The sequence below is a fragment of the Streptomyces sp. NPDC028305 genome, assembly GCF_055569495.1.
The window spans coordinates 369177-381958 of the sequence record NZ_JBVHTN010000004.1; the positions used below are offsets into that span (position 1 = coordinate 369177).

Below are 12782 nucleotides of genomic sequence, written 5' to 3' on the forward strand. Positions count from 1 at the left end.
GGAACTCGGATCCGCCCTCGGGAGGCACCCATGCGCATCGCCACACGCGCTCGGCGCCTTCGGCGTGGATCGGGGGCCGCCCGCGTGCCGGTGGGCCCCGCCGTGCCGGTTCTCGGCCTGCTGGTGCTGGCCCTGGCCGCGACGGGCTGCGGCGGCGGGAACGCACCCAAGGGCGTCGTACGGTCCTCCTGGGGCGACCCGCCCAACCCGCTGGAGCCCGCCAACACCAATGACGTCCAGGGCGGCAAGGTCCTGGACATGGTCTTCCGGGGGCTCAAGCGGTACGACCCCGTCACCGGCGAGGCGAAGAACGCCATGGCCGAGCGGATCCTGACGAGCGACCAGCGGAACTTCACGGTCACCATCAAGGACGGCTGGACGTTCGGCGACGGCGAGAAGGTCACCGCCAAGTCCTTCGTGGACGCCTGGAACTACGGCGCCCTGCTCGACAACAAGCAGCGCAACGCCTACTTCTTCGAGTACGTCCAGGGCTACGACAAGGTCCACCCGGCGACCGGCCACCCCACCGCGAAGACCCTCTCCGGCCTGCGCGTCAAGGATGCGCGGACGTTCACGGTCAAGCTCACCCAGAAGTTCTCCAGCTGGCCCAAGACCCTGGGCTACAACGCCTACGCCCCGCTGCCCCGCGCGTTCTTCGACGACCACGCCGCCTGGCTGCGCAAGCCCGTCGGCAACGGCCCGTACGAGGTGGTCTCGTACGACAAGGGCTCGGCCATGAAGCTGCGGGCCCGGGACGGCTACCCCGGCCCCGACAGGCCCCGCAACAAGGGCGTCGAGCTGCGCGTCTACACCGACAGCAACACCGCGTACACCGATCTCCAGGCGGGCAATCTCGACCTGGTGGACGATGTGCCCGCCGCCCAGCTGAAGTTCGTCCGCTCCGACCTCGGCGACCGCTACATCAGCCGGCCCGCCGGGATCATCCAGACCCTCACCTTCCCGATGTACGACCGCCGCTGGCGGGGGCCCGGCTCGGCCAAGCTGCGGCGCGGCATCTCCATGGCGATCAACCGCGCGCAGATCACCGACCGGATCTTCCACGGGACCCGGACCCCGGCCAGCGACTGGACCTCCCCGGTCCTGCGCCGCCAGGGGGGCTACCGGCCCGGCCTGTGCGGCGGCGCCTGCGATTACGACCCGGCGCGGGCCAGGGCGCTGATCAAGGCGGGCGGCGGGCTGCCCGGTGGCCGGATGACCATCACGTACAACGCCGACACCGGCTCCCACAAGGACTGGGTCGACGCCGTCTGCAACAGCGTCAACACCGTGCTGGGCAGCGACCGGGCCTGCGTCGGCCGGCCGGTCGGCACCTTCGCCGACTACCGCAACAAGGTGGCGAACCAGCGGATGACCGGCCCGTTCCGGGCGGGCTGGCAGATGGACTACCCGCTGATCCAGAACTTCCTCCAGCCGATGTACTACACCGACGCCTCCTCCAACGACGGCCACTGGAGCGACACCGGCTTCGACGAACTCGTCGACCGGGCCAACGCCGAGTCCGCGGACGGCCGGGCCGTCGCCACCTTCCAGGACGCCGAGAAGATCCTCGCCGCGCAGATGCCCGCCATCCCGCTCTGGTACCAGAACGGCAGCGCGGGCTACTCGTCCCGGCTCTCCGACGTGGCCCTCAACCAGTTCAGCGTCCCGGTCTACGACCGGATCGAGGTGGGCTGAGCCATGGGCCGTCATGTGCTCCGGCGGCTGCTCCAGATGATCCCCGTGTTCCTGGGCACCACCTTCCTGATCTTCTTCATGGTGTACGCGCTGGGCGACCCCGTCGCCGCGCTCTTCGGCGACAAGGCCCCCGACCCCGCCACCGCCGCCCGCATCCGCAAGGACCTCTACCTCGACGAGCCGCTGTGGCGGCAGTACGCGCACTACATGGGGCAGGTCTTCACCGGCCACTTCGGCACCGCCTTCGACGGCCGCCCCGTCACCGAGCTGATGGCCGAGGCCTTTCCCATCACCCTCCGGCTCACCGTCGTCGCCGTCCTCTTCGAGACGGCCCTCGGGCTCACCCTGGGCGTCGCGACCGCGCTGGGCCGCGGGCGCGGCCTGGACAGCTCGGTCCTGCTGCTGACCCTGGTCGTGGTCTCCGTCCCGACCTTCGTCAGCGGCTCGGTGCTCCAGTATCTGATCGGGGTGAAGTGGGGCTGGACCACGCCCTCCGTCGCCCCGGAGGCGCCGCTGGACCAGCTGCTGCTGCCCGGCGTCGTCCTCGGCCTGGTCTCGCTCGCGTACACCACGCGGCTCACCCGTACCTCCATCGTCGAGAACGCCCGCGCCGACTATGTGCGCACCGCCGTCGCCAAGGGGCTGCCGCGACGCCGGGTGGTCGTGCGCCATCTGCTGCGGAACTCCCTGATCCCGGTGGTGACCTTCCTCGGCACCGACATCGGCGCGCTCATGGGCGGCGCCATCGTCACCGAGCGGATCTTCAACATCCACGGCGTGGGATACCAGCTCTACCAGGGCATCCTGCGCCAGAACTCCCCGACGGTCGTCGGCTTCGTGACCATCCTCGTGATCGTCTTCCTGCTGGCGAACCTGCTTGTCGACCTCCTCTACGCCGTGCTCGACCCGAGGATCCGGTATGCCTGAGCCCTACGACACCCCCCAAGCGATCGTCCCGCCCGGCGGCGGCGCGCCGGCCCTGGCCGGGGCCGACACCGCGACCCTGGCGGGCGCCCCCGCCCCGGCCCCCGTGGTGCCCGCGGGCCGACGCGGCCGGGGCCGCCACGGCGGGCGGGCCGCCGCGCCCCACAGCCTGTGGTCCGACGCCTGGCGGGACCTGCGCCGCAACCCGGTCTTCGTGGTCTCCGCCCTGGTCATCGTCTTCCTGGTGCTGATCGCGATCTGGCCGCAGCTGATCACGGACGGCAATCCGTACCGCGGCGACCTGTCCAAGGCGCAGGACGGCCCGGCGCCCGGCCACCCCTTCGGCTACGACCTCCAGGGCCGCGACGTCTACACCCGCACCGTCTACGGGGCCCGCGCCTCCATCACCGTCGGCATCTGCGCCACCGCGGGCGCGGCCCTGCTCGGCAGCGTGCTCGGCGGGCTGGCCGGGTACTACGGCGGCTGGTGGGACGCCCTGCTGTCGCGGATCGCCGACGTGTTCTTCGGCATCCCGATCCTGCTGGGCGGCCTGGTCTTCCTGTCCGTGGTCACCAGCGGGTCGGTGTGGCCGGTGGTCGGCTTCATCGTGCTGCTGGGGTGGCCACAGATCTCCCGGATCGCGCGCGGCACCGTCCTGACCGCCACCCGGCAGGACTACGTCCAGGCGGCGCGGGCGCTCGGCGCGAGCGACGCCCGGACGCTGCTGCGGCACATCGCGCCCAACGCCGTGGCGCCCGTGATCGTCGTCGCCACCATCGCGCTCGGCACGTACATCGCGCTGGAGGCGACCCTGTCCTTCCTGGGCGTGGGGCTCAAGCCGCCGACCGTCTCCTGGGGGATCGACATCTCGTCCGCCTCCACCCAGATCCGCAACGCCCCGCACATGCTGCTGTGGCCCGCCGGAGCGCTGAGCGTCACGGTGCTGGCGTTCATCATGCTCGGCGACGCGGTGCGCGACGCGCTCGACCCGAAGCTGCGCTGAGATGAGCCGCGTCGAAGAACCGCCCGCCGTGCCGCGGCTGCTGGACGTACGGGACCTGCGGGTCGAGTTCCGCACCCGGGACGGCGTCACCGAGGCCGTGGGCGGGGTGACGCTGGGCGTGGACGCGGGCCGGACGCTGGCGGTGCTGGGCGAGTCGGGGTCGGGCAAGTCGGTGACCGCCCAGGCGATCATGGGCATCCTGGACTCCCCGCCCGCCCTGGTGACCGGCGGGAAGATCTTCTTCCAGGGGCGGGACCTGCTGGCGATGGGGGAGGAGGAGCGCCGCCGGGTGCGTGGCGCCCGGATGGCGATGATCTTCCAGGACGCGCTCTCCGCGCTGAACCCGGTGCTGTCGGTGGGCGCCCAGCTCGCCGAGATGTACGAGGTCCACCAGGGCCTGTCGCGCCGCGCCGCGCGCGCCAGGGCCGTCGAACTGATGGACCGGGTGCGGATCCCGGCGGCGAAGGAGCGGGTGGGGGACTATCCGCACCAGTTCTCCGGCGGTATGCGCCAGCGCATCATGATCGCCATGGCGCTGGCGCTGGAGCCGGATCTGATCATCGCCGACGAGCCCACGACGGCGCTGGACGTGACCGTCCAGGCCCAGGTCATGGAGCTGCTCGCGGAGTTGCGCCGCGAGTACGACATGGGTCTGATCCTGATCACCCATGACCTGGGCGTGGTCGCCGACGCCGCCGACACGATCGCCGTGATGTACGCGGGCCGGATCGTCGAGACCGCGCCCGTACGCGACCTCTACCGGCGCCCCGCCCACCCGTACACGCGCGGGCTGCTGGACTCGGTGCCGCGCCTGGACGCCCGCGGGGGCGCTCACGGGGGTCGCGAGCTGTACGCGATCAAGGGCCTGCCGCCCGGCCCGGCGGACCTCCCGCCCGGCTGCCCCTTCACCCCGCGCTGCCCCCGCGCCCAGGACGTCTGCCGCACCGAACGGCCGCCGCTGTACGAGGTGACGTACGGGGACGGGCCCGTGGGCCGGGCCAGCGCCTGCCACTTCTGGAAGGACGAGCTCGATGCCCGCGACGCCATCGCAGCCCCCTGAGCCCGCCGCCGAGCCGCTCCTGCGCGTCCGTGACCTGGCCAAGCTCTACCCGCTCACCCAGGGCGTCGTCTTCAGGCGCCAGGTCGGCGCGGTCAAGGCCGTCGACGGCGTCTCCTTCGAGCTGCGGCGCGGCGAGACGCTCGGCGTCGTCGGCGAGTCCGGCTGCGGCAAGTCCACCCTCGCCAGGCTGCTGGTCAATCTGGAGCGGCCGACCGCGGGGGAGATCCGCTACCGGGGCGAGGACGTCGCCAGGCTGTCGGGACGGGCGTTGAAGGCCGTACGGCGCAATATCCAGATGGTGTTCCAGGATCCGTACACCTCGCTGAATCCGCGGATGACGGTGGGCGACATCATCGGGGAGCCGTTCGAGATCCACCCGGAGGTGGCCCCGAAGGGCGACCGGCGCCGCAAGGTCCAGGAGCTGCTCGATGTCGTGGGTCTGAACCCGGAGTACATCAACCGCTATCCGCACCAGTTCTCCGGCGGTCAGCGCCAGCGCATCGGGATCGCGCGCGGTCTGGCCCTCAACCCGGAGATCATCATCTGCGACGAGCCGGTCTCGGCGCTGGATGTGTCGGTGCAGGCGCAGGTCGTCAATCTGCTGGCGCGGCTCCAGGAGGAGTTCGCCCTCTCCTATCTCTTCATCGCCCATGACCTGTCCGTCGTCCGCCATATCTCCGACCGGGTCGCGGTGATGTATCTGGGCCGCTTCGCCGAGACCGGTACCGACACCGAGATCTACGACCACCCGACCCACCCGTACACCCAGGCCCTGCTGTCCGCGGTCCCGGTCCCCGACCCGACCTCGCGCGAGGGCCGGGAGCGGATCATCCTGGCCGGAGACGTCCCCTCCCCGGCCGACCCGCCCTCCGGCTGCCGCTTCCGCACCCGCTGCTGGAAGGCCGAGGACCGCTGCGCGGTGGAGGTGCCCCGCCTCGCGGTGCCCACGGCCTTCCAGCGTTCGGGCGGCCCGGCCGCACACCCCTCGGCCTGCCACTTCGCCGGGGAACGCCTGCCCGCTCCCAGCCGCTGACGACCCGCCCTCCTGATCCCGCGCCGGGGCACCTACGATCCCCCCATGCCATCGAGCGATCTCCATCGGGCCACGGCCTTCCGGCTCGCCTTCGCCCGCCGCCAGGCCGCCGAGGTGCGGGAGGTGCCGGGGGGCTTCCTGGTGCTGGACGAGCGCTACGCCCGCTCGTACGAACACAACCAACTCCACCTCGACGGGCCCGTGTCCCCCGCCGAGGTCTCCGGCCTCGCCGAGGCGGCCATGGCCGATCTGCCCCACCGCCTCATCACCGTCCACGACGACGCCTTGGGTACCGCCTGCGCCGCTCATCTCACCCGGGCCGGCTATGAGCACGCCACCGAGCTCGTCATGACTCACACGGGCCCCACTCCGCCCCCGGCCCCGGCCCGCGCCGAGTCCCTGGACCTGCCGGCCCTCGCGCCCGCGCTCGCCCGCCAACAGCGCCTTTGGATGCCGGACGCCGACGACGAGACGATCCGCCAACTCGTGGAGCGGCGCGCCGCCCGGCTCCGCGGAGCCGAGCGGGTCGAGTTCCTCGGCGTGTACGCCACGGGCGGCGACCTGGCCTCCTGGGCCGACCTCTACCTGGCCCCGACGGACGGCGTCGCCCAGGTCGAGGACCTGGTCACCGCCGCCCCCCACGCCCGCCGCGGCCACGCGGACACCCTCCTGGCCGACGCCCTCCACCGCTCCGCCGCCGCGGGCTGCACCCTCCGCTTCCTGATCGCGGACGCCGACGACTGGCCGCGCCACTGGTACGCCCGGCGTGGCTTCACGGTGGTGGGCCGCGCGCATGTCTTCACCCGCCACCGGGCCGCCACGCCGTGAGCCGTGCGGACCGACTACGCCTCGGGCGCGTCCCCGAAGTCCGGGATATCCAGCCTGACGCCGCCCTGGAGCGCGGACTGGTGCGCGACGATGCCCGGCAGGGTGTAGCGGGCCGCGACCCAGGCGTTCACGGACGGCAGTGTGCGGGTGTTGACCGCGGTCACGAAGTCGTCCACCAGGAAGTGATGGCTGCCCTCATGGCCGTTGTGCAGATGGTCGAACGCCCTCGGCAGCCGCGACCGGTCGTGCACCGGCGCGGAACCCGAGGTGAAGGCGGCCCGCAGGGCCGGGGCGATGTGCTCGAGCGACGGATCGTCGGGCGCCAGCGTGGGCTTGGGCTCCAGCAGCTCGGTGATGTCCTTCACCCCCTCCTTGTCCTGCCAGAAGCTGACGGTGGCGAGCTGCTCCATGCTGGCCTCCGTACCGAAGAACCGGAATCGTGATTCCCGTATGTGCGAGGGATAGCCGACTCGCCGGAACTCGTTCGTACGGAACGACCCGCCGCCCGCCACCTCGAACAGCGCGGTGGCATTGGAGAAGTCGTTGCCGAACTGGCTGATCTCCCGGTCGAACACGCCGTCCCCGCGGTCGTCCTTCACCCCGATCGCGGACACGCTCACCGCATGCGTCTGCCAGGCGCCGAGCACCCCGCCGACGGAGTGCGTCGGGTAGAGCAGCGGGGGATAGCTGGCGGTCGCCTTCCAGTTCTCGCCGCCGCTGTACTGGTAGGCCTCGTAGAAGCCGAGATCCATGTCGTGGACGTAGTCGCCCTCCGCGTAGAAGAGCCGGCCGAAGGCGCCCTCGGCGATCTGATCGCGGGCATGGACGGTCGCCGGGTTGTACTGGCTGGTCTCACCCATCATGTATGTCAGCCCGGTGGCCCGTACGGCCTCGATGATCGCCGCTATCTCCTCGGTGCTGATCGCCATGGGGACGGCGGAGTAGACGTGCTTGCCCGCGTTCAGGCCCTGGAGCACCAGCGGACCGTGCGTCCAGCGCTGGGTGAAGATGGCGACCGCGTCGACCGCCTCCGACTCCAGCATCGCCTCGTACGAGGGGAAGGTGCCCGTCAGCCCCTGTGCGGCGGCGAGCTGTTCCGCGCGTTCGGGCAGCAGATCGGTGACGTAGATGTCGCTGACGCCGGGATGGGCCTGGAACAGCGTGGCGAACTGGCCGGAGAACTGGCCGGCGCCGACGATGCCGAGCGAGAAAGTCATGTGGGGGTTGCCCTTTCGGTGGTCGGGGATCAACGGGGGCCTCACTGGCCGAGGATGAAGTTGATCTGGTCGTTGGTCTTGTCGAGGCCGCTCACGGGCGCGTCGTTGGCGTAGACGTCCTGCATGGCGGGGCGTATCAGCGCGTACACGTCCGCCGCGTAGTCGGTGATCGGGAAGGAGAAGGTGGTGGAGTCCTTCTTGTCGGCGACCGCCCTGGTGAAGGCGGTGACGTCGATGCCCTTCTTCTTGTAGGCGGCGACCGCGGCGTTCGTGCCGTCGGGAGTGGCGGGGAAGACGATGCCGTACCCGCCGACCGTCTTCTGGCACTCGTTCGAGGACAGGTACTTCACCCATTTCTCGGCGCCCCGCTTGTTGCGGGCGTTCTTGGTGATCGAGTCGGCGAGGCCGTTCATCATCGTCGCCCGCTTGCCGGTGGGACCGGTGGGGGTGAAGGCGGTGCCGATCTTCACGCCCTTGAAGCCGTAGTACGTGGAGATCATCCAGGCGCCGTCGAAGGCGGTCGCCGCCCTGCCCGAGGCCACCTGGGCGTTGGCGGGGTTCGCGCCCTGGCTGTAGTCGGTGAACGGGGCGAGATAGCCCTTCTTCGCCAGCCCGAAGTACCACGTGATGACCGACTGGAAGGTTTTGCTGTCGTACTGGTACTTCGTGCCCCACCGCTTCTTGTCGGTGTAGGACCATCCGGCGGAGGCGGCGAAGTTGCTCCACTGGGTCTGCCCGTCGCCGTCGCCCGCCCCTCCGGTGGCCAGGCCGTACACCTTGACGTGGCGCTTGTCGAAGCCCGGTTCGTCGCCGCGCCTGCCGTTCCTGTCGATGGTGAGGTGGGCGATGGCCTTCTCGAAGGTGCCGCCGTCCTTCGGGTTCCAGGAGAGGCTGTTCAGCTCTTCGGGGGTCAGCCCGGCCGCTTGGGCCATCTTCTGGTTGTAGAACAGGGCGACGGTGTCCCAGTCCTTCGGGGATCCGTAGCGGTGGCCGTCCTGGCCGACCCAGCTGGACGCCAGCCCCGGCTGGTAGTCGGCCTCGTCGATGCCGAGGTCGTCCAGCGGCTGAAGCACGTCGAGGTCGGCGAACTGCCCGAACTTCTGGATGTGGTCGGTGAACACGTCAGGCTGTGTGCCCGCGATGAAGCTCGCGGTGAGCTTGGTCCAGTAGTCGTCCCAGCCCATCTGGGTGATCTTGATACGGAGGCCCGGGTTCTGCTTCTCGAAGTCCTTGGCACAGGCCTGGTAGGCGGGCAACTGGTTGGCGTCCCACAGCCAGTACGTCACCGTGTTCCCGGACGACCCGGCCGAGTCGCCCTTCGCGCAGCCTGTCAGCAGGGACAGCGTCAGCGCCCCGGCCAGCGCCACCACCTTACGAATTCGCATCACGGTCCCCTTACTTGATCCCGGTGAAGCTGATGGAGCTGACGATGCGGCGCGCGAACAGGCCGAAGAGCACCAGCATCGGGAGCGCGGCGATGAGCGTCGCCGCCATCAGACCGGACCAGTCGGTGCCGGTCTGCGGCGTCTGCGCGCGGAAAATGGCCAGCGCCACGGTGAGCACCCGGGAGCTGTCGCTGTAGGACACCATCAACGGCCAGAAGTAGTCGTTCCAGGAGGTGATGTACGTCAGCACGGCCAGGGTGAGGACCGGGGTGGACGCCATGGGCAGCAGCACCCGGAAGAAGACGCGGACCTTGCCGGCGCCGTCGAGCAGCGCGGCCTCCTCGACCTCGCGGGGCACGTTCATGAAGAACTGCCGCAGGAAGAACACCGCGAACGGGGTCATGAACATGGTCGGCAGTGCGATCCCGAGCAGCGTGTCCACCAGCCCGAGTTGCTTGATGAGCACGAAGTTCGGCAGCAGGGTGAAGATCGCGGGCACCATCAGCCCGGCCAGGAAGAGGCCGAACACCTTGTCCCGGCCCCGCCATCGCAGGCGTGCGAAGGCGTACGCGGCCATGGACGAGAAGAAGATCTGGCAGACGGTGATCAGCGTCGAGACGATCACCGAGTTCAGCAGATAGCGCCAGAACGCCAGCCCGCCGCCCGAGCCGCCCTGGGCGATCGCCTCCTGCGTGGACTGGAGGCCCAGGGCGCGTGCGAAGCCGCCGCCGGTGAGGTCCACGGGCAGCGGGTCGCCGGGGTGGGCGACGAGCGCGCTGTTGGCGGACAGCGCGGTGCGCAGGATCCAGTAAAAGGGCAGCAGGGTGATGAGCACGATCGCGGCCATCACCGTCCAGGCCAGGGCCCGCCCGAGGGAGGGCCTGCGCCGGACGCGCCGTACGGTGGTGGTCGTTGCCACGGCAGCCATGTCGGATCTCTCCCTTCCGTCAGCCGAGGTCGGATTGGCCGGCCCGGGTGACCCGGTACTGGATGACGGTGATCGCGCTGAGGACGACCAACAGGGCGACGGACATCGCCGAGGCGTAGCCGAACTGGAAGCGGCCGAAGGCAGAGCCGTAGATGTAGTACTGGAGGACGTTGGTCGCGTTCGCCGGACCGCCCGCGGTTGTCACGGCAACCGTGTCGAACACCTGGAACGAACCGATCACCGTCATGATCAGGACGACCGCGAGGACCGGCCGCAGCAGCGGCATGGTGATCCGCCAGAACATCCGCCATTCGCTCGCGCCGTCGACCCTGGCCGCCTCGTACATGTCGTTCGGGATCGCCTGGAGGCCGGCGAAGAGCAGGAGCGCGGTGTAGCCGACGTGCCGCCAGACGTTGATCAGGGCGATGGTGGGGATCGCCCAGGTCTCGTCGGCGAGGAAGGGAATGCGGTCGAAGCCGAGGCTCTGGAGGATCTCGTTGCCGATGCCGAGCTGGTTGTCGAGCATCCACAGCCAGACGATGCCCGCGACCACGTTCGACATGAGGTACGGGGCCAGCACGATGCCGCGCAGCACCGCCGACTGCGTCAGCCGCTGGAGCAGCACCGCGATCACCAGCGCAGACACCGTCTGGACGCCGATGTTGATGACCACGTACTCGACGGTGACCTTGAGCGAGTCCCAGAAGATCGGGTCGTGGACCATGCGCACGTAGTTGTCCAGGCCGACCCACTCGGCCGGGGTGAGCAGGTTGAAGCGGGTGAAGCTCAGATAGATGCCCCGCAGCGTCGGCCAGAGCAGGAAGACCAGAAAGCCCAGCAGGGCGGGGGCGATGAAGAGGGCCGCGAGGGCTCCGTCTCCGCGCTCCCGGGCCTTGCGGGCTTTGAGTTTCGGTGTGACTCCGTCGGCGCCGCGCAACGGCAGACGCGAAGGAGGGCTGCTGGAGGCGACGGTCATCGGAGACTCCCTCGTCTGCGGCGTCCTCAGGTTGAGGGCACTTACTTTTGATGCAAAAGAATCCACGCGTCAAGAGCCGTGCAAACTTGTTCTGTGCCCGGATCCTTCGGCGTAGAGTGACGCCATTACTTCCTTGGTGAAAAAAATCTTGTGGGGGTCCGACCTTCATGACGACACGTGCGGCGAGTTGGCCACCGCTGAGTCCCGGTGAGCGCGCGGTGGCGATCGAGGTGCTGGTGCACGGCCCGCTGTCACGCAGCGAGATCGCCCGCCGGCTGAACCTCTCGGCGGGCAGCCTCACCCGGCTGACCAAGCCGCTGATCGAGTCGGGTCTGCTGATCGAGTCGGCCGAGGACACGACGCTCGCGGAGGTACGGCAGGGGCGGCCCTCACAGCCCTTGGACGTGATCCCCGAGTCCCGCTACTTCCTCGGGTTCAAGATCACCGGGGACCGGGTGTACGGGGTCGTCACCACCCTGCGCAGCGAGGTCGTGGCCCGTTACGAACGGCCGCTGACCACACACGACCCCGCCGAGGTGGCCGACCTGCTGCATGAGATGACGGACGAGCCGGCTCGTGCGTTTCCCCGCCTGGCGGGGATCGGCATCGGCGTCGGAGGCAGCGTCCGGGACCGCTCCGCCGTCGTCGATTCGCCCTTCCTCGACTGGGCGGATGTGCCGCTGGCCGAACTGGTCGAGAAGCGCACCGGACTGCCGGTGGTCGTCGAGAACGACGTGGCGGCGCTGGTGGAGGCCGAGACCTGGTTCGGCGCGGGGCGGGGCCTGGAGCGGTTCGCGGTGCTCACCATCGGGGCGGGTCTTGGCTACGGGCTGGTCGTCGGCGGCAGGCGGGTGGCCTCCTCGGAGGACGGTGCGGGCGTGGGCCGGCGGTGGATCGTCAACCCCTACGGACCGCTCACCCCCTATGGCGATCGGGGCAGCGCCATCTCCCTGCTCACCATCCCCAGCATCCGCTACCAACTCCAGGCCGCGACGGGCCGTGAGATGACCTACGAGGAGATCCTCGCCCTCGCCGCCGAGGGCGAGCCCATGGCGGCCCGTGTCGTGGACGAGGCCGCCCGGGCCCTGGGCACGCTCGTGGCCCAGATCGCCAACTTCGCGATGCCGCAGAAGATCCTGCTGGCAGGTGAGGGGGTGAGCCTGGTCGATGTGGCCGGCCCGGCGGTGGAGGACGCCATCCTCGCGGGCCGCCACCCCCAGGCCGACCCGGTCAACCTGGAAACCAAGGTCTCCGACTTCCATGACTGGGCCCGTGGCGCCGCGGTTCTGGCCATCCAGGTGCTGGTCCTGGGGTCGGCTGAGGTCTGACGGTCAGCCGCGCGGCTCCGCCGTGTCCGACGCGTCCACCGCGTAGCCGGGCACGGACGGCCAGCGGACCGTCAGCACCACCGACTCCTCCTCCGCCAACCAGGAGTGGTCGACGCCGTGGCCCCACACGACGTAGTCGCCCTGCTGCTCCAGGAGCACGCTGCGGCCGGGCAGCTCGACGCGGAAGCGGCCGCTGATGAGGACCAGCAGAGCCGTGCGTTCCTCGCCCCGCACCCATTGGGCCCGCTCGTCACCCGGCGGGTGGATGCCCCACTTGATCTCCACGGCGTCGCTGTGGCGAGGATCGCCGGCGTCCTTGAAGTGGCCGAGGATCCATCCCCGGTCCAGCGGGGCGTCCTTGCCCGCGTTGCCCACGTACACGCTGTCGTTCACGCGCTCGGACGC

At 70.1% G+C, this 12782-nt stretch carries 12 protein-coding genes; 7 read left to right on the forward strand and 5 right to left on the reverse strand.

Annotation, left to right across the window (positions count from 1 at the left end):
* Positions 1–30 precede the first annotated feature (30 nt).
* From ACZ4WQ_RS17930 to ACZ4WQ_RS17955, 6 genes are read left to right on the forward strand one after another with little or no spacing between them, the layout of a single operon-like run.
* On the forward strand, positions 31–1695 hold the full coding sequence (locus tag ACZ4WQ_RS17930; RefSeq protein WP_398371128.1) for a peptide ABC transporter substrate-binding protein: 1665 nt from the start codon (positions 31–33) through the stop codon (positions 1693–1695).
* Positions 1696–1698: 3 nt separating this feature from the next.
* Positions 1699–2622, forward strand: coding sequence for an ABC transporter permease (locus tag ACZ4WQ_RS17935; protein ID WP_311727597.1), 924 nt, complete (start codon positions 1699–1701; stop codon positions 2620–2622).
* Positions 2615–3622, forward strand: coding sequence for an ABC transporter permease (locus ACZ4WQ_RS17940; protein WP_311727598.1), 1008 nt, complete (start codon positions 2615–2617; stop codon positions 3620–3622). Before ACZ4WQ_RS17935 ends, ACZ4WQ_RS17940 begins: the two co-directional genes overlap by 8 nt.
* Before the next feature lies 1 nt (position 3623).
* On the forward strand, positions 3624–4682 hold the full coding sequence (locus ACZ4WQ_RS17945; RefSeq protein ID WP_398371131.1) for an ABC transporter ATP-binding protein: 1059 nt from the start codon (positions 3624–3626) through the stop codon (positions 4680–4682).
* Entirely contained in the window at positions 4654–5715 is a 1062-nt protein-coding gene (locus ACZ4WQ_RS17950) for an ABC transporter ATP-binding protein (protein WP_398371133.1), read from the forward strand. The genes ACZ4WQ_RS17945 and ACZ4WQ_RS17950 overlap by 29 nt, the downstream gene beginning before the upstream one ends.
* A gap of 45 nt (positions 5716–5760) precedes the next feature.
* Positions 5761–6543: a GNAT family N-acetyltransferase gene (locus ACZ4WQ_RS17955; protein ID WP_311727602.1), complete on the forward strand. Its 783-nt coding sequence runs from the start codon at positions 5761–5763 to the stop codon at positions 6541–6543.
* Between the two features lie 14 nt (positions 6544–6557).
* Here ACZ4WQ_RS17955 and ACZ4WQ_RS17960 read toward each other — a convergent pair whose 3' ends face one another.
* From ACZ4WQ_RS17960 to ACZ4WQ_RS17975, 4 genes are read right to left on the reverse strand one after another with little or no spacing between them, the layout of a single operon-like run.
* Positions 6558–7760, reverse strand: coding sequence for a Gfo/Idh/MocA family protein (locus ACZ4WQ_RS17960; RefSeq protein ID WP_385345428.1), 1203 nt, complete (start codon positions 7758–7760; stop codon positions 6558–6560).
* A gap of 41 nt (positions 7761–7801) precedes the next feature.
* Positions 7802–9145: an ABC transporter substrate-binding protein gene (locus ACZ4WQ_RS17965; protein ID WP_398371136.1), complete on the reverse strand. Its 1344-nt coding sequence runs from the start codon at positions 9143–9145 to the stop codon at positions 7802–7804.
* A gap of 10 nt (positions 9146–9155) precedes the next feature.
* Positions 9156–10073, reverse strand: coding sequence for a carbohydrate ABC transporter permease (locus tag ACZ4WQ_RS17970; protein WP_311727605.1), 918 nt, complete (start codon positions 10071–10073; stop codon positions 9156–9158).
* A 19-nt stretch (positions 10074–10092) separates the two neighbouring features.
* Entirely contained in the window at positions 10093–11049 is a 957-nt protein-coding gene (locus ACZ4WQ_RS17975) for a carbohydrate ABC transporter permease (RefSeq protein ID WP_398371139.1), read from the reverse strand.
* Positions 11050–11216: 167 nt separating this feature from the next.
* On the opposite strand from ACZ4WQ_RS17975, the gene ACZ4WQ_RS17980 reads away from it, so the two are divergent.
* On the forward strand, positions 11217–12377 hold the full coding sequence (locus ACZ4WQ_RS17980) for an ROK family protein (RefSeq protein ID WP_385345423.1): 1161 nt from the start codon (positions 11217–11219) through the stop codon (positions 12375–12377).
* A gap of 3 nt (positions 12378–12380) precedes the next feature.
* Here the strand turns inward: ACZ4WQ_RS17980 and ACZ4WQ_RS17985 are convergent, their stop codons facing one another.
* Positions 12381–12770: a cupin domain-containing protein gene (locus tag ACZ4WQ_RS17985; RefSeq protein ID WP_358844520.1), complete on the reverse strand. Its 390-nt coding sequence runs from the start codon at positions 12768–12770 to the stop codon at positions 12381–12383.
* Positions 12771–12782: the final 12 nt, after the last annotated feature.

Bases quoted from the DNA above. Each gene is read 5' to 3' on its own strand.
- ACZ4WQ_RS17930 (WP_398371128.1), top strand. From the start codon at position 31: ATGCGCATCGCCACACGCGCTCGGCGCCTTCGGCGTGGATCGGGGGCC.
- ACZ4WQ_RS17935 (WP_311727597.1), top strand. From the start codon at position 1,699: ATGGGCCGTCATGTGCTCCGGCGGCTGCTCCAGATGATCCCCGTGTTC.
- ACZ4WQ_RS17940 (WP_311727598.1), top strand. From the start codon at position 2,615: ATGCCTGAGCCCTACGACACCCCCCAAGCGATCGTCCCGCCCGGCGGC.
- ACZ4WQ_RS17945 (WP_398371131.1), top strand. From the start codon at position 3,624: ATGAGCCGCGTCGAAGAACCGCCCGCCGTGCCGCGGCTGCTGGACGTA.
- ACZ4WQ_RS17950 (WP_398371133.1), top strand. From the start codon at position 4,654: ATGCCCGCGACGCCATCGCAGCCCCCTGAGCCCGCCGCCGAGCCGCTC.
- ACZ4WQ_RS17955 (WP_311727602.1), top strand. From the start codon at position 5,761: ATGCCATCGAGCGATCTCCATCGGGCCACGGCCTTCCGGCTCGCCTTC.
- ACZ4WQ_RS17960 (WP_385345428.1), bottom strand. From the start codon at position 7,760: ATGACTTTCTCGCTCGGCATCGTCGGCGCCGGCCAGTTCTCCGGCCAG.
- ACZ4WQ_RS17965 (WP_398371136.1), bottom strand. From the start codon at position 9,145: ATGCGAATTCGTAAGGTGGTGGCGCTGGCCGGGGCGCTGACGCTGTCC.
- ACZ4WQ_RS17970 (WP_311727605.1), bottom strand. From the start codon at position 10,073: ATGGCTGCCGTGGCAACGACCACCACCGTACGGCGCGTCCGGCGCAGG.
- ACZ4WQ_RS17975 (WP_398371139.1), bottom strand. From the start codon at position 11,049: ATGACCGTCGCCTCCAGCAGCCCTCCTTCGCGTCTGCCGTTGCGCGGC.
- ACZ4WQ_RS17980 (WP_385345423.1), top strand. From the start codon at position 11,217: ATGACGACACGTGCGGCGAGTTGGCCACCGCTGAGTCCCGGTGAGCGC.